Source organism: Micromonospora pisi (genome assembly GCF_003633685.1).
In the GTDB taxonomy this organism is placed as follows: Bacteria; Actinomycetota; Actinomycetes; order Mycobacteriales; family Micromonosporaceae; genus Micromonospora_G; species Micromonospora_G pisi.
Window position 1 is genome coordinate 3,196,350 of the sequence record NZ_RBKT01000001.1, and the last position, 18,922, is coordinate 3,215,271.

16 protein-coding genes are annotated in these 18,922 nt (G+C 68.2%); 1 reads left to right on the top strand and 15 read right to left on the bottom strand.

All coding sequences use genetic code 11. The annotated features are described in order from the left end of the window. Positions 1-79 precede the first annotated feature (79 nt). Positions 80-1,000 carry an NAD(P)/FAD-dependent oxidoreductase gene (locus BDK92_RS13215; protein WP_121162077.1) on the bottom strand — a complete coding sequence of 307 codons (921 nt, stop codon included), beginning with the start codon at positions 998-1,000 and terminating at the stop codon, positions 80-82. Positions 1,001-1,100: 100 nt separating this feature from the next. Here BDK92_RS13215 and BDK92_RS13220 point away from each other — a divergent pair, with 100 nt between their 5' ends. Next, on the top strand, positions 1,101-2,201 hold the full coding sequence (locus BDK92_RS13220; RefSeq protein WP_121156984.1) for a saccharopine dehydrogenase NADP-binding domain-containing protein: 1,101 nt from the start codon (positions 1,101-1,103) through the stop codon (positions 2,199-2,201). Positions 2,202-2,421: 220 nt separating this feature from the next. On the opposite strand, the gene BDK92_RS13225 is transcribed toward BDK92_RS13220, so the two are convergent. The 14 genes from BDK92_RS13225 to BDK92_RS13285 form a co-directional block, all read right to left on the bottom strand. Next, positions 2,422-6,156, bottom strand: a complete 3,735-nt coding sequence (locus BDK92_RS13225) for a S8 family serine peptidase (RefSeq protein ID WP_246017004.1) — start codon at positions 6,154-6,156, stop codon at positions 2,422-2,424. A gap of 305 nt (positions 6,157-6,461) precedes the next feature. Continuing rightward, positions 6,462-6,839, bottom strand: coding sequence for an ATP-binding cassette domain-containing protein (locus BDK92_RS13230; protein ID WP_121156986.1), 378 nt, complete (start codon positions 6,837-6,839; stop codon positions 6,462-6,464). A gap of 145 nt (positions 6,840-6,984) precedes the next feature. Further along, positions 6,985-7,143, bottom strand: coding sequence for a hypothetical protein (locus BDK92_RS38995; protein WP_170208574.1), 159 nt, complete (start codon positions 7,141-7,143; stop codon positions 6,985-6,987). Between the two features lie 89 nt (positions 7,144-7,232). Further along, the gene (locus BDK92_RS13235) at positions 7,233-7,574 is read right to left on the bottom strand and encodes an ABC transporter substrate-binding protein (RefSeq protein WP_121156987.1); all 342 of its coding nucleotides are present in this window, start codon (positions 7,572-7,574) and stop codon (positions 7,233-7,235) included. Between the two features lie 34 nt (positions 7,575-7,608). Beyond that, positions 7,609-8,415: a class I SAM-dependent methyltransferase gene (locus tag BDK92_RS13240; protein ID WP_121156988.1), complete on the bottom strand. Its 807-nt coding sequence runs from the start codon at positions 8,413-8,415 to the stop codon at positions 7,609-7,611. Positions 8,416-8,787: 372 nt separating this feature from the next. Then, positions 8,788-9,438 (bottom strand): choice-of-anchor M domain-containing protein, encoded by a 651-nt coding sequence (locus BDK92_RS13245; RefSeq protein WP_121156989.1) that lies wholly within the window; start codon positions 9,436-9,438, stop codon positions 8,788-8,790. Between the two features lie 9 nt (positions 9,439-9,447). Next, positions 9,448-10,101, bottom strand: a complete 654-nt coding sequence (locus BDK92_RS13250) for a choice-of-anchor M domain-containing protein (RefSeq protein ID WP_121162080.1) — start codon at positions 10,099-10,101, stop codon at positions 9,448-9,450. Positions 10,102-10,213: 112 nt separating this feature from the next. Further along, a complete protein-coding gene (locus BDK92_RS13255) occupies positions 10,214-11,797 on the bottom strand; it encodes a TIGR03773 family transporter-associated surface protein (protein ID WP_121156990.1) in 1,584 nt (527 codons plus the stop codon). Then, positions 11,794-12,873: a WxL protein peptidoglycan domain-containing protein gene (locus BDK92_RS13260; RefSeq protein WP_246017006.1), complete on the bottom strand. Its 1,080-nt coding sequence runs from the start codon at positions 12,871-12,873 to the stop codon at positions 11,794-11,796. Before BDK92_RS13260 ends, BDK92_RS13255 begins: the two co-directional genes overlap by 4 nt. 2 nt (positions 12,874-12,875) lie before the next feature. Then, positions 12,876-14,348 (bottom strand): choice-of-anchor M domain-containing protein, encoded by a 1,473-nt coding sequence (locus BDK92_RS13265; protein WP_121156992.1) that lies wholly within the window; start codon positions 14,346-14,348, stop codon positions 12,876-12,878. 273 nt (positions 14,349-14,621) lie between these two features. Continuing rightward, positions 14,622-15,488 (bottom strand): anchored repeat-type ABC transporter permease subunit, encoded by an 867-nt coding sequence (locus tag BDK92_RS13270; RefSeq protein ID WP_121156993.1) that lies wholly within the window; start codon positions 15,486-15,488, stop codon positions 14,622-14,624. Position 15,489: 1 nt separating this feature from the next. Next, positions 15,490-16,263: an anchored repeat-type ABC transporter ATP-binding subunit gene (locus BDK92_RS13275; protein WP_246017010.1), complete on the bottom strand. Its 774-nt coding sequence runs from the start codon at positions 16,261-16,263 to the stop codon at positions 15,490-15,492. Further along, complete coding sequence (locus tag BDK92_RS13280) at positions 16,260-17,354, bottom strand: choice-of-anchor M domain-containing protein (RefSeq protein WP_246017012.1); 1,095 nt, start codon at positions 17,352-17,354, stop codon at positions 16,260-16,262. The genes BDK92_RS13275 and BDK92_RS13280 overlap by 4 nt, the downstream gene beginning before the upstream one ends. Continuing rightward, a complete protein-coding gene (locus tag BDK92_RS13285) occupies positions 17,351-18,868 on the bottom strand; it encodes an anchored repeat ABC transporter, substrate-binding protein (protein WP_246017514.1) in 1,518 nt (505 codons plus the stop codon). The genes BDK92_RS13280 and BDK92_RS13285 overlap by 4 nt, the downstream gene beginning before the upstream one ends. Positions 18,869-18,922: the final 54 nt, after the last annotated feature.

Genomic DNA, 18,922 nt, shown 5'->3' on the forward strand with positions numbered 1-18,922 from the left:
GCAGCCGTGGCGGGGTGACGACCCCGCCACGGCTGTCGGCGGTGACCCGGCGGGCCGCTGCGGACGAATTCGCCGATGCTCAGCCGGCCAGGCCCGCGTCCTCCCGGAACAGTTCCTGGTCCAGCCACACCGCTGCCCGCGCGCCATCGGCGGCACCGGTGACGACGAACGTCAGCGCGTCGGGCAACGCCGCCAGACGGGCGGTGTCCCCGGCCGCGTAGACCCCGGGGATGGAGGTCCGTTGAAACTCGTCCACTCGCACGCAGCCATCCGGCAGCAGCTCACACCCCAACTGTTCGGCCAGGGCAGAGTGCTGGCGAGTCGGCGCCCGATGGTAGACAGCCTGCCGTTCGAGCACCACCCCGTCGGCGAAAACCAGCCGCAGGTCACCCTCCTCCCCCTCGATCCGAGTGATGGGCGCCTCGCGTACGGGGATACCGGCGGCGGCGAGGCGCCCCACGGCGGGTTCGGGTACGGGATGCCCGTTGGTGCAGACGACGACGTCGTCGCTGAACCGATCCGCGACGTACAGCGCCTGCATCACCTGCGGCAGTTCGTGCCCCACAACGGCGAGCGTCATGCCCCGGGTCTCCCAACCGTGGCAGAACGGGCAGTGGAAGACACCCCGTCCGAATCGCTCGGCCAGCCCGGCGACGGTGTCGGTGAGGTCGACCTGACCCGTTGCCAGGACCAGCTTGCGGGACTGATAAGCCTGTCCGTCGGCCAGCGTCACGATGAATCCACCGTCGGCTCGCGTGACATCGTCAACGCGGCCGTCCCGACATTCCACGCTCGGGTAGGCCGACAACTCGTCCCGGCCCAGCTTGCGCAGCTCGGCCGGGGAGAACCCATCCCGACTGAGAAACATGTGCATCTCGGCAGCCGGCGCGTTCCGCGGGCTGCCACTGTCCACAACCAACACCCGTCGGCGCTGGCGGCCCGACACCAGGGCGGCGTTGAGCCCGGCCGGCCCACCGCCCACCACGATCACGTCAAACACGGCATCCTCCTTGCCGGCAACGCCGGCGCTCATCATCTAACGAAAATGACAATAGTTATCATTTGCGGGAGTAGCCAGTGCTCAGTGAAAGGCCCACACGATGAGTGACACCACGACGATCGGCGTCCTGGGAGGCTACGGAGCTGTCGGCAGCTCGGTGGTACGCCGTCTGCACCAGACAGTGACCGGACAGCTCCTGATTGCCGGCCGTGACCCGGCACGAGCCAAGGAACTCGCCCGCACGCTGGGCCCCGGCACAGCCTCCACCGAACCCGCAACCGTCGACCGCAACGACCCGGCCTCGCTCGACCGGTTCGCGGCACGCTGCGGTCTCATCGTCAACTGCGCTGGCCCGTCGTATCGGGTGCTCGACACGGTCGCCCGGGCCGCACTGCGTCACGACGCCGACTATGTCGACGCCGCCGGGGACGATCCCACACTTCTGCGGCTGCTCGCCGACGGCGGCGCCAACGAATGGGTCGCGGCGGGACGGATTGCTGTCTTGTCCGCAGGAGCCCTGCCGGGCCTCTCGGGGCTCCTCCCGCGCCACCTTGCCGCCGGAATCCAACGACCAGTCCGGCTGGACGCGTACCTCGGCGGGGTAGCAGCTCTCACCCCGGCAGCAGCCGGAGACGTACTACTCAGTCGCGGCCCCGAGCACGGCATATCCGGCGCCGGCTGGCGGGGTGACGACGTACGGGAGCGGACTCTCGCGCCCCGGCGCGGCCTGTCACTCCCGGCCTTCCCACGATTGGTGGACGCATTTCCCTTCCTGTCCACGGAGGCAGTCCGGCTTGCCCGCGCCGTGCGGCTCCAGCAGGTGAACTGGTACACCGTGTTCGGCGGCGACCAGCTCCCACAGCAGTTGGCCATGTCATGGGCACTTGAAAGCACCGACACACGCGACCTGATCAGCGCGGCAACCGAGGACGTACGACGACACGGCTCGTGGTACGGGCAGGAGTTCCACCTCTGGGAGGACGACATCGACGGCCCACCGACCCGCACCCTGTCGCTGACCACCGAGGACTCCTACGAACTCAGTGGCTTCATGGCGGCGGCGACAGCGAGCGCGATACTCGCGGGCGAGGTGCCTCCGGGAGTCCATCTCGCCGCCGATACGCTTGATCCCGCCAAAATCACCCAGGCGCTTTCGGCCGACCCCGCAGTCAAAATCAGCCTTGCCGAAGCGATGGGCTAGCAGGCGAGTTCCAGTCCCGGCGTAACCACGATCCATATCACCTGTCGGGTGCGATGCGGTGATCTGCTCAACGAGACCTCACCGCAGACACCGAAGAATCGCGGGTGGCGGGTGCGCGGTAGCTCGCGCCATTCAGGTGATTCGGTCGGCGGGCGGATGCCGAGCCGGGCGGGACTGCGGGATGCGGCCCCGCCCGGTGGCGGTACGGGTCAGGCGAGACTCAGCGCAGGCCGAATGCCCGGGTGAGGGTCTGCGAGACGGTGTTGCCGGAGCTGTCCTTGGCGCTGGCCCGCAGGGTCACGAACTGCGCCGTGTCGGTCGCCTTGAGCTTGGTCGACCAGCCGAAGTCGTTCTGGGTCAGCTTCGCCCGCTGCCAGGTCGCCCCGTCGTCGTACGAGAGTTCCAGGGTGACCTCCCGGATGGTGGCGGTCACGCCGGGCAGGTGCGAGGCGGCCACCGACAGTTCGGTGTGCCGGCCGGCCTTGCCGTCGGTGTCCGTCGCCACGTCGTAGTCGAGCTGGATCAGTGGCAGTGTCTCCGTCGACTCTGCGCCGGTCGCCGCCGAGGTGAAGTTCCACTCGGTCAGCGTGTGGGTCGAGTACGGGTTCGCCCAGGTGCCCCGGTCGTTGTCGACCACCAGCCGGTACGGCAACCGCTCCGGGGCGAGTCCGCTGACCGGAAGGTACTCGGCGTTGCCCCACAGAAGCTGCTGGTCGCCCTGGTAGAGCGCGGCCCAGTTCCGTACGTCGTAGTTGCCGCCGGCGTCGCCCACGTAACCGGAGCCCGAGGCACCCCAACCCGGCACCGGGATGTAGACCGAGTCGAGGTAACGGACCGGCTGGTAGTTGACCGGCCCCATCCGGGGGCGCTGGATCGGACCGAACCAGCTCACCTTGCTGATCGGCCCGACCGGGTAGCGGGCGGCGACGCCCACCAGGTGCTGTCCGGTCTCGCCGAGGATCTGCGCGTCGTTCGTCCAGCTCACGTCGGCGGTGACCCAGTCGGTCCGGTCACCCTGGGCGGCCACGGTGAGCTGGTTGCCGACCGCCCAACCGCGCCAGACGTCGGGGCGGAACTCCATCGCCTTGCCCTGGCGGAAGTTGCGGAACGACACGTCCACCCGGGCCAGGTCCTTCGGCGTCGAGCGCCAGGTCGGATTCGCCGGCACCGCACCGGTCCAGTGGTGCACCACGTCGTAGAGGTAGTCGGTGGTGGGGTTCGAGGTGACCGTGAGCGGCACGCTGCCACGGCGAAGTTCGCCGATCAGCTCCGCGCCCTCGTCGGCGGTGAGGGTCGCCACCGTGATCGGGGCGGGGCTCTCCGGGGTCCACGGGTTCTCGTCCCAGGGGTCGAGCCGCCCCACACCGTCGTTGACGACCAGGAGCAGCTTCGCGCCAGCGGTCGCCGCGTTCTGGGCCTGTTCCGCCAGGGCGATGGTGTCGCTGCGACGGACCACCACGGCCTTGTCGCGTACGTCGCGCTTGGCCAGGTCGGCCGGGGTGCCGTCGGCGGCGAAGACCGCCGGCAGTTGCGCGGTGCCGGCCGGCAGCGGCGTCGCCGCCCGCTTGACCAGCAGATCCTCATAGGTACGGGACTTGGTGGCCACGGTGAGCGCGGGCTGTTCGAGCCGGAACCGGGCACCGAACTCGAACGCCCCGTCGGTCACCTTCTTGCCGGTCGGCAGCGCCCAGATGCTGTCGTACGACGCGTTCGGCAGCGCCGAGCTCTCCACCAGGCTGTCGGTGTACGAGCGGTGGATGTCGAGCCGGACGGCGGCCGGGGTCGACTCCTTCGGCACGTACGCCTGGACCCGGCGGAGCTTGGTGCCGTCCAGGGTGACGGTCCGGTCCTTGTCCAGCTTGACGTCGTTGAAGGGGAGCAGCGCCATGCCGAGCGAGTGCGGGCCGTTGGCGCCCTGTACGTCGGCGCTGAGCCAGCCGGAGTAGCTGCCCACCGGCAGCCGCAGGGTGCCGGTGCCGGAGGCGTCGAGGTCGACCGCGGCGAAGAGGTTCTGCGCGGTGACGATGACCTTGCCCGAGAGCGGTTTGCCGGAGCGGTCGGTGGCGACGACGGTCAGGTTCTGCCGCTGCCCCTCGCGTACGGCGCCGATGAGCGTGTGCGCGCGGACCGTACCGGTGTTGTCCTTGGCGTGGATCATGCCGCTGATCGGCTGGTCGACCGGGAGCAGGTCCAGCTTCGCGGTCAGCGTGACCGAGCCGGTGCCGTGTGCCGGTACGGTCACCCGGTTGGTGGAGAGGGTGAAGAGCCCGGCCGGGGCGGTGGCGTCGACGGCCAGGTCGAGGGTGACCGGTTGATCGCCGACGTTGGTGTACGTCACCTGCTTGACGTCGGTCTCACCCGGCTCCGACGGCCACGGGTGAAACCCAGAGGAGGCGGAGGCGGTGGCGAAGACGGTCGCGTGGACCGCGGCCTCGACGTCGACCCGCCCACTGCCGGCCTGGTACGGGGTGTAGGCCGGGGTGGCCTTGGTGCTGCTGACCAGCGCCTGTTTGATCTGCTGGCCGGTCCAGTCCGGGTGGGCGGCGAGCACCAGCGCGGCGGCACCGGCGACGTGCGGCGTCGCCATCGAGGTGCCGCTCATCATGGTGTAGTAGCCCGATCCGCCCCGTACGAGGTGGGAGCGGGCGGCGAGGATGTCGACGCCCGGTGCGGTGATCTCCGGCTTCAGTCCGCCGTCACCCACGCTCGGACCCTGGCTGGAGTCGTCGGCGAGCCGGTCGTTGGAGTCGACCGAGCCGACGGTCAGCGCGGATTCCGCCGTACCCGGGGTGCCGATGGTCTGCGGGCCGCTGTTGCCGGCGGCGACCACGAACAACGCGCCGGTCTCGGCGCTGAGCCGGTTGACCGCCTCGGTCATCGGGTCGGTGTCGTCGGTCGCGCCGCCGCCCAGGCTCATGCTGATGATCCGGGCCTTTTCCTGCCGGGCGGCCCACTCCATGCCCGCGATGATCCAGGAGTCCTGCCCCTGGCCCTCATTGTTGAGGACCTTGCCGACGTGCAGTTTCACGCCCGGCGCGACGCCCTTCTCCTTGCCGTCGGAGGCGGCGCCGCTGCCGGCGATCGTCGACGCGACGTGCGTACCGTGGCCCTGGTAGTCGGTCACGTCCTCGTCCGGCACGAAGCTGGCGCTGCTGGCGATCTGGTCGGCCAGGTCCGGATGTTCGGTGTCCACGCCCGTGTCGAGCACCGCGACCGCCACGCCGGTGGCGGTGTTGCCCTCCGCCCAGACCCGCTGGGCGCCGATCTGCGCGGTCGAGTCGGCCAGGTCGGCCGTGACCCGGCCGTCGAGCCAGACCTTGGCGATGCCGTTGGTGAGCGACGGGTTGGCCGGCGCGCGGCGGGTCGCCGGGGCGTCCGGGGTCGGCACCGGGGTTCCGGTGAGCGACGACCAGAAGGTCGGGGCCTGTGCCCGCTGCTGCGCCACGGCCGCGCCCTGAACGCTGGTCAGCGGGCGTACGGCGGTGGAGCCGGCCACGTTCGCGGTGGTGCGGGCGCGGGCGGCGGTGTCGGTGTAGCGGACGATCAGCGGCAGTTTGTCGCTGTGCGCGTCGTCGTAGCCGTCGGCGATCAGCCCGGTCACGTTGAACAGCTGCCGGTCGAGCACGCCCGCGGTGACGTACGGCAGTGCCGCGTCCGGGTAGACGTAGAGCGAGCCGTCGAGCACGGCGCGGTGGAAGCTGGCCGTGGTCCCGTTCGGACCCTCCACCGAGCGTAGGGCGGTGCCGTCGGCGGCGGTGCCGACCGTCACCTTGTCACCGGTGATCAGGGTGACGCTCTGCGAGCTGCCGCCGGCCGGCAGTGGCGCGGTGACGGGGTGCTGGGGCGGAACCGGGCCCGTGGGTGCCGCGGCGGCCGGTGCCGCGACGCCCATGGCCAGGGCCGCAGCCGTACCGAGGGCGATCAGCCCTGGTCTGCGGAGGGGCAAGTGAGGCAACGAATTTTCCTTTGGTCAGCTTCGCTAAAGCAGGTGATGACAGAGAGGTTCCAGTCGGTCTGATTACGCCGGTACGATAGCGAAGATGAAAATCGTTCTCAACGAAGCTTCGGTGTCTTTCAAATCACCGCCGCCGTAGCGCAGGGGAGCTCGGCTGCCGGTGACCGCTGGTTCGCCAATAGCGGCGGACCTAACGTCAGCATGGGAACTTGATGGGTTGCGGGCTCAATCTGCTGGATAGGGCCTGGTAGCGGTGATCGCCCACCGAGTGCTTGGCGGAGGATCTCGGCGAAGACCTTTGCTGGTCAGCCGTAGGAGTCGGCCGGCCAGCGAGGCCAGGCGGGCCCGGTCGGGGCTGGCGACCACGATTGCGGTCCCGTCGTCAGTGAGTTCGCGAAGAGGGTGCAGATTCCCGCCGCGGTGGCGGGATCCAGTTGTGCGGTGGGTTCGTCGGCGATCAGCAGTGCGGGTCGGGCTGCCAGTGCCCGCGCGATAGCGACCCGTTGCTGTTCGCCTCCAGACAACTCGCCGGGTCGAGAGTCGGGATCAACCGTCAGCAGTCCGACGCGCGCCAGCAGGCGAATTGCGGTGTCCCGGTTGTTGGTGGGATCGGGCTCGGAGACGGTGCGCCAAATCGGCCAGCGGGGGTCGAGCCTGGCAAAGGCGTCCTGGAAAATCGGCATGACGTACCTGGGTGGCAGGGTGGACCGGCCGGCGTACCGGATGTTTCCACCTCGCTGATCCGCACGTCTAAGCCGAGCGGCTTGAGCTGCGCCTGAACGATGGTCTTGGTGTCCGGCTGTTGCGGGTAGGTCAGCACAGTGACCGTCAGTGGTGTGCCGGACTGCGTGCGTACCCGTCGGGGCCGGGACGCCATCCGGCTGCGTCGAGCAGCCGGACCACCTCGGTCGCGTCGGTACGCTGGGTGTGCTGGGCGTAGTCGACGACCGGTGGGTAGAGGCGCCAGTCGGGATGCTGTACACGCACGGCAGAGCCAGCCGCTGGGTTCTTAGCAGCCCGGCGGCCAGACCCGCCACACCCTGACGCCGAACGCGAACGCACGCCGTACCGCATCGTCACTCATGGCCATGATGCGGGTGTAGAAGATGGCCCAGTTGCTGCAGGGGCTGACGCGCGGTGGCGCCGTTACCGGGCTGACGCAGCAGCTCGGTGGGCGGATACAGCGCCACGTCCGCCTCGTTGTTGCGTACCGCCAGCACCCGTGCCTGACCGTCAGGAACGAACCGCACCAGCGCTCCGGCCAGCGCCGGCTTGCCACCCCAGTAGTTCGGGTTCGCGGTCAGCCTCATCTCGTCGGCGGTCAGCGCGGTGGCCTGGAACGGCCCGGTGCAGACGCCCTCGCCGACCAAGGCTGCCGGACCGGGTTCGACGGCCACGACCGTGGGGTCGTAGACCACGACGCCTCCCTGATCGCGCTGGTCGCCGAATTGGTCAGGCGCGTACGCCGAACGCGAACCGGACGATCGTGGTCAGCGTCAGTTCCTCGCCCGCCGTTTTCAGCACCCGGGTCGCGTCGGCGAGCGCGGCCGGCAGCCGATCGGTCGGGATGCGTTCCAGCAACCCGCGGGCGCCGTGCGACCAGGCCCACGTCATCCAGTGTTCGACATCGCGAAATCGGCTACGGAACGTCGCCTCGTCTACCGCGATGTCCTGGTACCCCGTAGTTTCCAGCAGGGTCATGGTCGACTTCCGCGTGGCGAACAGATCCTCCTGGCCAGCCGTCGGCGACTGCCGTTGTTCCTCCGGGAGATGCTGGGCCAGGGTGCGCATCGTCTCGGTGAACAACGGGTCGTGCGCGGCGAACGTGGTGAAGCCGAGCCGGCCGCCGGGGCGCAGCAGACGCCGGTATCCGCGCAGCGCGTCGATCGGCGCGGGAAGCAGGAACACCACCAGGCCCGCGAGGACCGCGTCGAAGGTGGCCTCCGGCAGCGGAGGGGTCTGAGCATCGGCGACCTCGACCCGTACGTGACCGAGGCCGGCCGCTGCGGCATCGGCCCGGGTCAACTCGACCATCGCCGGCGCCAGGTCGATGCCGATGACGCTACCTGTCGTACCGACGGCCTCGGCCGCAGGGAACAGGACCGCGCCGCGTCCACAGCCCACATCAAGCACACTCTGGCCGGGACGTAGCCCCGCTCGGCGAACCAGCTCACGTCCCATCGGACCGAAGAACTCCACGCCGATCCGGTCGTAGGTCGCGGCGCTGCGGTCGAACAACCCGGCCATGTCCGCCTTCATCCGCGTGCCTCGGTCACGCCGGTGTTGTCGCCCACGTCAGGCCCCCTTGTACTGCTGTCGGCATCGGTTCGGTCCGCATCGGGTGTTGGCGCAGGCCGGCCGCGACCATCGGAACATGGGTCTTATGGTGGCCACGCCGTGCGCGTGGCCCCGAACGGTCACACAACGTCGCCGATCGCCTGACATCGGGGCACCCGCCATCTGACGGCGCTCGCCACAACCCATTGACGGATACGCCGATCGGTCACATCTACGCCTCGGGTAGGTGACGTCCACACACCTGGGTGAGGCGTTGCATGGAGGGTGGGGCGGAGCGGGTACGTGGGTACCTGTTCCGCCCCACCCCTGTCGCGGGAGTCAGCGTGGAGTGGGTCAGCTGGCCGCGACGTTGAAGGTGAACTGCTTCGAACCCGAGCTGATCGTGGCTCCGGTCGAGGCAAGTACGCCGGTGACGCTCAACGTGATGACATAGGTGCCTGCGGCGTCGAAGCCCCAGTTGACGTGGCTGTGCGCGAGTCGCGCGACGTCGAGGGTATCGGGCAGGCCGTTGCCACTGTCGAACAGGACCGTCGGCGTACCCCCGGAGGCGGTGTAGATGCTGAAGCCACCGGGGCCGCTGACGCTGGTCAGACGGAAGGTGACCTTGTTGTCGACGAAGATGCCGGCGGGTACCTCGGTGGTGTTCCAGCCGGCCCAGAGCAGTCCGGATGCCTCACTCTGAGGCAGGACCCACGCGGTGCCGCCGGTGCCGAGGAATGACCACGGGCCGGTCGAGGGCACTCCGGTGATTTGCGCGGCAACGGGCACCTCGAAGGTCACGTCCGCCGGGTTACGCTCCACGGCGGTCCCGCCGGTGCTGTCGAGAACGCGCAGTGCCAGGGCTCCGCTGACGTAGTCGACGTCGAAGACGTCGACGTGGCCGCTTGAGAGCGGAATCGGCACCGCTTGGGCCGGGGCAGCAACCGCGCCGACCAGCAGGGCCGCTACCGCGACAGGCGCGAGCAGTCGGGTACGAAGTCGCATCAGGATCTCCTAGCTCAGGACCTGGAAGTGGTACACGGCGGCGTCGGAGACCGTCTTGCCGTTCGCGGCCAGCTTGCCGCTCGCGGTGACCAGGAACCAGTAGTGGCCGGGGGTCTCGAAGGCCCAGTTGGCGTGCAGGTGGCCGCCGGCGGCCAGGGTCACGACGTCGGGCAGTCCGTCGCCGCTGTCGACCAGGATGTTGCCCGGCAGGCCGAAGGCGTTTTCGGTGTAGATGGCGATGTCGCCGGGTGCGGCGAGCGCTACGAAGTTCACCTTCACCGAGTCGCCCTGGAAGACGCCCGCTTCGAGCTCTTCGGTGCCGATGCCTGGCCAGAGCAGGTCGGGGTTTTGCACCTGGGGCAGGATCCACACGGGGTCGCCGGCGGTTCCCAGGAAGGCGTAGGACGGGTCCGAGGGGATGACGGTCTCCGCCTCCGGCTTCACCTGGAACTTGACGGCCTCGGGGTCGCGCTCGACCTCGGGCTCAACGGTGCCGTCGTGGACGTGAAGGTTCAGCTGACCATCTTCGTAGGCAACGCCGACAACGTCGGCGTGGCCCTGGTTGATGACGATCTGCGAGTTCGCCTGGGCGGGCGCGCCGGTCGCGAGCAGCGCGCCGAGCAGCGCGCCGGACGCGACGAGCACCCTGATGGGGGTACGCACGAAAGACTCCTCCCCGCGGTCCACTGTGGGCCGCTTAACGAGAATGATAATCGTTTTTGCGGGAAATTTGTGGCTGGAGGATTAACGGATGTGATCGTCTGGTCGACCCGCGTCAGGATGCCTTCGCCGCGTTTTCGGCCGTCCTGCGTCTACGCGTGGTGAACAGCAGGAACACGCCGACAGCCACCATCGCGACCCCGGTGGCTCCGGCGGGTAGCAGCCAGGATGACCCGGTACGGGGCAACCCTCCACCACCGCTGCCGGTGCCGGTGCCGGTGCCGCCGCTGGAGCCGGTGCCCGTACCAGGAGTGAACCCGTCGTTGGGGTCGACGGCCCCCACCGCGATGGTCAGAACCTTCGTGCTGGTCACGGACTTCCCGGCCTTTGTCGTGCCGGTCATCTCCACCCCCAGGCGGTAGATTCCGGACTTGGTGAACGCCCAGTTGCCGTGCGCGTGGGTATTCGGGGGAACCCGGATGCCCTGGGGCAGGGTCTTGGCGGAGTCGAACAGCACCTCGGGTTTGCCGAACGATCCGGTGAGGTAGAGCTTGAAGTGTCCGGGCCCGCTGAGGCTGGTGAGCCGCCAGGTCACGTCTCCGTTGATGCCGTTGACCACCGAGGGATCCTGCGTGTTCCAGCCCGGCCACACGATGCCGGACTGTTGACCCTGCGGCAGTAGCCAGACATCGGACCCAGCGGCCCCGAGGAAGGCGTAGTCGGCGCCGCTCGGAACCTTGATCTTCGCCTTGTCGACGACGTGCAGGACCACGTCAGACAACTCACGCCACACCGGAGGGCTACCGCTGTCGTCACGGAGGCGGACCGTCCAGGTGTCACCTTGGAGCTGGGGCCCCATGTCGACGTGGCCGTCGGCGAACACCTTTCGTCCGGTCGCGGTGTTCGCCACGGCCGCCGCTGTCGTGGCGCCGACCACCGCCTTTGGGTTGGCCTGCAGCTTCGGTAGCCCGTGAGGCACCACCGCGATCTCGGAAAGGGCTTTGGCTGCGGGGCCCGCGACGCGAGGTTCAGGCGTGCCAGCCGGCAAAGCCGTGGGTACGGCGTCTGGCACGTCAATCCGGTAGGTCGCCTCGCCACGTGCCTCCCCACCGTCGACCTTCCGGGCCGAGGCACCAAGAGTCACCTTATAGCTACCCGGTTTGTCGAAGGCCCACACCAGTCCGCCCTGCCGGACACCCACCGATAGCGACATGGCCTTCGGCCCGCTGCCGTCCGCACTGCCGAGTACGGGCTTGGGGGTTCCCAGTGAGGAGACGGTGTACGCGTGGAAGATGCCCGGCCCCTCCACCGCGGCGAGACGCAGTGTCACCGCGTCGCCGACGAGGCTCCCTCGCGGCAGTGCGGTGGTATCGAGAGACGCCAGGTCCCCGTCGGCGGCTGCCACCACCCACACGCGGTCCCCCGGCTTGCCGAGGAAACCGAAGTCGGCACGGTCGGGAACCACCGCGGCATATCCGTCGTCCGCGTCGATCACCACGTCACGTGGATCGTGCCCGGCAAGACCTTGACGTTGTTGCACAGCGTCACGGATCTGGATCGACAACGCGTCGCCGTCGGGTCGTACGGACACCAGGTCGGCGCCGTTGACAGCCACCCGGGCCGGTTCGGCATACGCCGGAGCCGGGCCGGCGCCGGCCGCGAAAGCGATGGCGAACAGGGCGGTGAGGGCCCGTCTCATGAGCTACCCCTAGCGGTTTCGGTAGGTGAATGGTCGGCCGTACCGTCGGTCGGCTCCGTGGTACGGGCCGAGGCCATGGCGTCCGCGCGGCCTTGTGCCCGGGCGTCGGCCAGGGCGCGGGCGATGGCCCGCCGTCTGCGGATCATCAGCCACGACGCGACGACGATCAGTAGCAGCAGTACGAGCTGTGGCCACGGGAGCGCCCACACCGTCGCGCTCCTGCTGGCCATGGTCGTACCGATGCCCTGGTCGCCGACGGGGACCGGCATCACGCCGAGGTCGAGGTCGAGACGCACGAGGGGCCGGATCCGATCGACACGGACGGTGGTGGTGAACACGCCGCCTGGCAGAAGCTCGGGTAGGTCGGCCAGCTGGGTGGTACCACTGCCGAGGCCGAGTGGGCCAGCGACGTGGACCTGCGGGCGGCCGGTGAGTCTGACGTTGCCGGTGTTCCGTACCCGATAGGTGACCGTCAACGACCCGGGGCCGAACGGGTTGAGGTTGCCGGTGTAGCGGGCCTCGGTCTGTTCCACGCTGAGGGCCGGAAGCATTTCGCCAGTGACCCGTAGGTAGATCCGGGCACCGACCCGCCGGTCGACGCGCACCCGGTTGCCCTGGTCGTCGGACTCCGGCGAGGCGATCGATGCGACGATGCCACCGGCGTGATCACCGGGTGTCGCGTTCTCCGGCACCCGGATGCGGAACGGTACGTCCATCCGCGACTTCGACGGAATGACCATTCGCCGGTACGCGGGCTCGAAAGCGACCCAACTGCCGACGTCGGTGGGTTTCTGCGCGGCGGGCAGCAGGTCGAACGCGCCGGTCGCGGTGGTGAGCGCGTCACTGGCGTACACGTCGACCGTGATGGGCTGGGCCGAATAGTTGGAGATCGCGGCGTAGTCGGTCAGGACCGCGCCGGGGTCGAGTTTGTAGGTGAACGAGGACCGTCCGTTCGGGCCGCTCTTGCCCGATGGTGCCACGCCCCAGGTGACCGGTGTCGCCGGTTCGGCACGGGCCGCCGCCCCGATCGGCATAACACCGATCAGGGCGGCGACCGCTGTCAGAAGAACGCGCACGATTAAATCGCGGTCAAGGTCAGCGTGGCGACATAGGTACCGGCCGTGGTGTCGGTCGGCAGTTCCAGACGCAGGTCAGCGCCAAAACGAGCGGTACCACGCCCGCTACCTGCCGGCGCTGAGCCCAGCACCGCACCCCCGGCGATCCCGTTGCCGGAACTGAAGCCCGATGCCACCACCGGCCCGGCAACTACTCCCTGGCCCTCGGCCTGGGCGAGCACCTGTGGCGTCCAGCCCAGGTACTTGCCGCCGAAACGGACACCGCCCTCGGCGCTGAAGTCGGACACCATCCCGGACGCGTTCCATCCCGGCTTACCCGCCCGAGTGTCGGTCACCGTCACCGGCCGCAGCACGCCGGCTGCCTCCAGCCGGTCACCGCCCGCTCCAAGCGCCGTGGCGGGCAGGAGCACCGTACGGTCGTTCGGATCCACGCTGAGCACCAGCGCGCCGTCGATGTCCCGTACGGTGGCGGTGATCGACTGGCTGGCACCGGGATTCCCGGGGCCGGCGGCTTCCTTCACCACGAGCGTGACTGGGTCGCTTTCGGCCACCGCGTTGTGGTCGTCGTCGTACAGGACGGCCTTGTACTGGCAACCGTCCAGCGCCAGCGTGGAGGTGAACTGGTACGCCGCGCCCAGCTCACCCTGGACCACGGCGAAATCCGCCGCGCCGGGGCACTTGCTGAACCAGTGGTAGTGGTCGAGCTCGGTCTCCGGCGTCTGTAGCGCGACCAGGTTGACCTGCCGCCCGGGCTCGTAGCTGTCCTCCAGGCCGAAGATGTCCAGGTCCACCTCGGGTGTCGGGGTGGTGGCATCCCCGATCAGGAAGGAGTAGTCGACCGGGCCGGTCGACACCGCCGTACCGTCGGTGAGGGTGGCGTCGGCCTGGAACTTCAGGGTGTATCGACCGGTCGCACCGAACGCCCAGTTCGCGTGGGCGTGCGTGTGGACCGGAACATCCAGCGCGTCCGGCAGGCCGTCGTCGGTCCGGAACCGGTGCAGCGGTCCACCGAGCGCGTCGGTCATGAAGACCCAAACCTCGCCCGGTCCGTCGACGTCGACCAGGCTGAGCTTCACCTTGTCACCGGTGAACACACCACTGGACAGGGTCGTGGTGTTCCATCCGGGCCAGAGCAGATCCGGGTCCTGGACCTGCGGCAGCATCCAGATCGTTGACCCGGCGGGCCCCAGGAAACTGTAGGACGGGATGTCCGGGACCTGGGTCGCCGAAGCCGGCAGGGCCTGGAAGACCACGTCGGCCGGATCGCGGATGACCGACGGCGAGACGCTGTCGTCGTGCACCTTCAGCGACAGCGTGCCGCCCTCGTAGTGCACATCCACCGCGTCCGTGTGGCCCTTGGACAGGACCACCTCTTCCGCGGCGAGCGCCGGTGCGGCGCTAACCGCAACCGATGCCAAGACCGCGGCGACGGTCGCGATGATGATCGCTGGTCGTCCGCGTGCCTGTGTGGCCAATGGTTACCTCCCCACAGCTAGTTGAAAATGAAATTCAGTGTCATCAGACATGCGGAAGCTAGCACGACAACCGCAGGCTGTCGAGTGGGTGGTGTTCCGCTTCACCGCTCGTCCCAGGGCCGCACGCTGTGCGGTCGGACATCCTTGCATTCGTTGACCCAGCCGAACGGTTGAGTCGGTCTCGCTGATCGTCCTGATCGGACGGTGCCGCACAAGCAAGACATGGATCGCCGGAGCACGCCGATCCGTCGGACAATGCTCGCTACAGGATCGTCACGCCGCCCCCCGAACCAACCGCATTCGACTGGCCAGTAGCCCGTGACGTGGCGCGAGCAGCCACCCGCCCAGGAACACTGCGGTTAGGGTGAGCACGATCGTGCCCCCTACCGGCAGATCCCAGGACCAGGAAAGATAGAGCCCGACCAGCGCCGAGACCCCGCCGATGACCGGGGCGAGGAACATCATGACGCCAAGACGGTCGGTCAGCAGTCGAGCCGTCGCCGCGGGCGTGATGAGCAGCGCGAGCACCAGGATGTTGCCGATGGTCTGCACCGAAATCACCACCGCCAGTGTGACCATGACGTAGAGCACGATGTCCAGCCAGAACGTTCGGAGGCCGACAGATCGGGCCATTTCCCGGTCAAGGGTTACCGCGACAAGTTCCTTGTGTAGAAGGAAGGCGACCAGCAGGATGACCACTCCGGTCAGGCCCACGACGAACACGTCCCGGTCGGGGATTCCGGTGATGGAACCGAAGAGGAACTGCTGCAGTGAGCCGGCGTAGCCGGGCGCCCTTGAGATGATCACGATTCCCAGGGCGAAGGCGGCGACGAAGAACACCCCGATGACGGAGTCCTCCTTCAACCGCCTGTTCTGTGAGAAGGCCGCGACGAGCAGCGCCGTGATCACGCCCGCGATGGTGCCACCGAGCACCAGGCTGCCGGAGACCACGAATGCGACGGCCAGGCCCGGAAACACGGCGTGGGCGACGGCGTCGCCGATGAACGCCATGCCTCGCAGGACCACGTAACAGCCGACAACACCGCAGACGATCGCGGACATCACTGCGATCAGCAGGGCCTTGGGAAGGAACGCCAGGTCGGGGTTGAACAGGTCACGGATGAAATCGACAGGTGTCATGTCACGCCCCAACGGCTTCGGCCGGCGCACGCTCGGTCAGACCGAGGCTCTTCAACAGCGGGTTGTGCTCGCTCACCTGGAAGGTGTCCATCCATATCTGGCGGTCGCGCAACTGTTCGGGTGTGCCGGCGGCGACGACCGTCTGGTTGAGCAGCACGAGCCGGTCGCAGCTGTGCACCGCCGCGACCAGATCATGGGTGGCCATGAGGACGGCACTCTCCTTGGCGAGGACGACGAACAGGTCACTGAGCAGTTCCTGGGTCGGCATGTCCAAGCCGGTGAACGGCTCGTCCAGCAGCAGTACGTTCGGGCGCAGAGCCAGTGCGCGTGCGACGAGGACGCGTTGACGTTGCCCACCGGACAGCTCTCCGACGGGGCGACGCCGCAGGTCAGTGAGACGAACCCGCTCAAGGGCCTCGCCCACGGCGTGCCAGTCCGGGACACCCGGTCGCCGAAACAGGCCGACCTGACGTACCCGTCCGGTCATCACCGCGTTTTCGACCGAGATGGGAAAGTCCCAGGTGAACTCGTGCCGCTGTGGCACATAGCCCACCGGTGAACCACCCAACCTCGTCGGCTTGCCGGCCACCAGGACCCGGCCGCCGCGAGGCCGGAGCAGCCCGAGGACGGAGCGCAGCAGGGTGGTCTTGCCCGCGCCGTTCGGTCCGACCAGCCCGACCAGTTCGCCCGAGTCGATGGTGAGGCTGACCTCGCGTAACGCGAGTCTGCCCCCGAGTTCGACGCTGAGGTTTTCCACGTGCAGAGCGCTGGTCACCGTTGGCCCTCCCGGCCGCCGGCCCGGGCCGCCCCGTCGCCCGCGACGGCGGCTTCGCGTTCTGTCTCCGCACGTCGACGGGCGGCGGCGCCCCGTACCGCAGACCAAATCAGTCCGCCCACCAGCAGCACAGCGACGAGGACAATCAGCGCCGTCAGCAGCGCGGTACTCGTACCGTCGGAACTCGTCCCCGACCTCGACGCAGGGCCGTCCTGGCCAGCCGCGGCTGGCGAACCACCCGGTGGTGGAGTCGGGCCCGCGTACGCGGCGGTGAATGCCTGCTCGGTGCTTGTCTGGTCCCCGACCGAAAACCGCAGCGTGCCCTGGCTCGACACCTTCCCGCCATCGATCAGATCGGCGGATATCTCGATCACGGCGAGGTACACACCGGGTTCGGAGAAGATCCAGTTGGCATGGGTATGGGTGTTCGTCTCCACCCAGAGCGGCTGTGGGTAGGGCTTGGTGGAATTCCACAGCACCTCGGGCGCGCCGAGATTTCCCGACTGCAAATAGACGATGACGTCGCCGGGTCCCTGAACGCCGAGCAGGTTCATCGTGACGCCGCGCTGAATCGCCTCCATGGTCCCCGGGTCCTGGGTGTTCCAGCCAATCCACACAACGTCCCGGTTCTGGGTCTGCGGGACAACGTAGACGGGTGTGCCGGGGTTCTGCCCGAGGAAGGTGTAGTTCGGGTCGTCGGGAACCTTCTGGACGGCGGCGTCCGGCACCTGAAATACCACGTCCGGCAGGTGTCGCCACACCGACGGCACGACCGTGTCGTCATGAATCTGAATCGACCATTGCCCGTCCCGATAACGCGGCCCTATGTCGACGTGCCCCGAATCGAGGACGGCCCGGCCCGAAACCTCCGACTGCTCAGCGTCGACACGCTGGTCCAGTGCGTCGTCCGTGCCGGGCGCGGTCGGCGCCGGGGCGATCAGTGGGTGTCGCCCTGTCGGTTCACTCGCCCAGCCGGGGGTTGCCGTCAAGGTCAGGGCCATCGCCACGGCGGTGCCGGCGACCGCTCGGAGCCGCCGGCCCAACCAAGCCTCGCCGCTAATACGTGTCATCGGGATACCTATCGTCCTCATCGGGCCAAGCATTTCTTCAGCGAGTCGGCGTTGAAGCGCATCATCTGAACGTAACTACGGACGGTGTCGTCGAAGGCATCGCCGTAGATCGCACAGACGGCGACTCCCTGCTCCTTCGCCACCTCGACCAGGGTGGATGATCGTGCCTTGAGGTTCGGCTCCAGGAAGACCGCCCGCACCCTCAGGTTTCTGATCGTCTCGGTGAGCTTCACCCGATCCGCGAGGCTGGGCTCCGTCGCTGGGTTGGGGGTCACGAACCCGGCGACCGGTATGTCGTACGCGTGGGCCAGGTAAGCGAACGCGTCGTGAGTGGTGACGAGGTACCGGTTGGCTGGCGGAATCGACGCGATGGTCTCCGACATGTAGGCATCGAGCGCGGCCAGGTCCGCGAGGTACCGCTCGGCATTACGTCGGTACTCCGACGCACCCTGAGGGTCCGCCTCGGTGAGGCTGTCGCGGATCAGCTCAACATAGGCCTGGGCGTTCCCCACGTCCTGCCACAGATGTGGGTCTATCTCGCCGTGCACATGCCGACCCAGTACGGCCTGGGGAAGCTGGTGTACCCGCTCGCCCGGACGCCCCAGGAACCGGTAGCCCGTGCCCGAGGGCACTTCCTTCAGGGCTTTGTTCGGCACCTCGATAACCGTCGTGGCGGGGTCGTACACCTCTTGGTGGACATCGCCGCCGCCGTGTGGATCCGCGTAGATGGAGAACCGCCGGCTGTCCATGTCGATCGCGAGGTCCGCGTGCCCGGCGCTCAACACGGTCGGCGCCGCCATGCCGCTGATCGAGTGCGGGTCCACGCCCACCGCGAAGGTGAACGTCTGGTTCCCGAGGTCGATTGGCCTGGCGTCGTGCGCGACTCGCAGCTGCGCCTTGAGAGACAGCCGGTACACACCCGGCTTGGTGAACGCCCAACTCATGTGGGTGTGCGCGTCTGGAGGCAGGGTCGCGGTGTCATCCCGGAACCCGTTCGTCGCGTCGAACCCGTCGGTGGAGTTGATGTAGAAATCGGGGTTGCCGAACGACTCGGTCAGATACGCCACCAGCTCGCCCGGTCCGCTGACATCGGTCGCCGAGAGCAGCACATCCGACGACCGGTTGGCCTGATACTCGGCGCCGGTCCCCTGTACTCGCAGACCCAGCCAGATCGTGTCCAGCGACACGTCCTCGACCAGTGGGATGATCTCCGCAGCGTACTTCGACGCGCCCTCGGCCAACGAGATGCTCGGCACCCCCGCCCGTAGATTCGCATCGAGGGTCTTGATGACGTTCTGGGCTTCAAGCAGGAGATAGTTACTGAAGGCAAGGTCGGCGTAGACAATGTTGCGCACGTCCCGCAACGTCGGCTCATACACGTGCGCGTCCGCATTGTCCGGGACCACCGAGTCAACGACGACGCGGTCGCCTCCGACATTGCGTACCAGATCCGCCAGGATCCCAGTGGTGGTCATGACCTGGAGCCGCCGATCGGAGTCACTGAGCGCCACCGGAGCACTGCAACCCGAGAGCATGACGAGCACCAAAACCGCAGCCGTTAGGCGCGCTCGCGAGGCTCTCACCCGAAG

Coding starts and splice junctions, on each gene's coding strand:
- BDK92_RS13220 (WP_121156984.1), top strand. CDS start 1,101: ATGAGTGACACCACGACGATCGGCGTCCTGGGAGGCTACGGAGCTGTC.
- BDK92_RS13230 (WP_121156986.1), bottom strand. CDS start 6,839: ATGCCGATTTTCCAGGACGCCTTTGCCAGGCTCGACCCCCGCTGGCCG.
- BDK92_RS13240 (WP_121156988.1), bottom strand. CDS start 8,415: ATGAAGGCGGACATGGCCGGGTTGTTCGACCGCAGCGCCGCGACCTAC.
- BDK92_RS13245 (WP_121156989.1), bottom strand. CDS start 9,438: ATGCGACTTCGTACCCGACTGCTCGCGCCTGTCGCGGTAGCGGCCCTG.
- BDK92_RS13255 (WP_121156990.1), bottom strand. CDS start 11,797: ATGAGACGGGCCCTCACCGCCCTGTTCGCCATCGCTTTCGCGGCCGGC.
- BDK92_RS13270 (WP_121156993.1), bottom strand. CDS start 15,488: ATGACACCTGTCGATTTCATCCGTGACCTGTTCAACCCCGACCTGGCG.
- BDK92_RS13280 (WP_246017012.1), bottom strand. CDS start 17,354: ATGAGGACGATAGGTATCCCGATGACACGTATTAGCGGCGAGGCTTGG.
- BDK92_RS13285 (WP_246017514.1), bottom strand. CDS start 18,868: ATGCTCTCGGGTTGCAGTGCTCCGGTGGCGCTCAGTGACTCCGATCGG.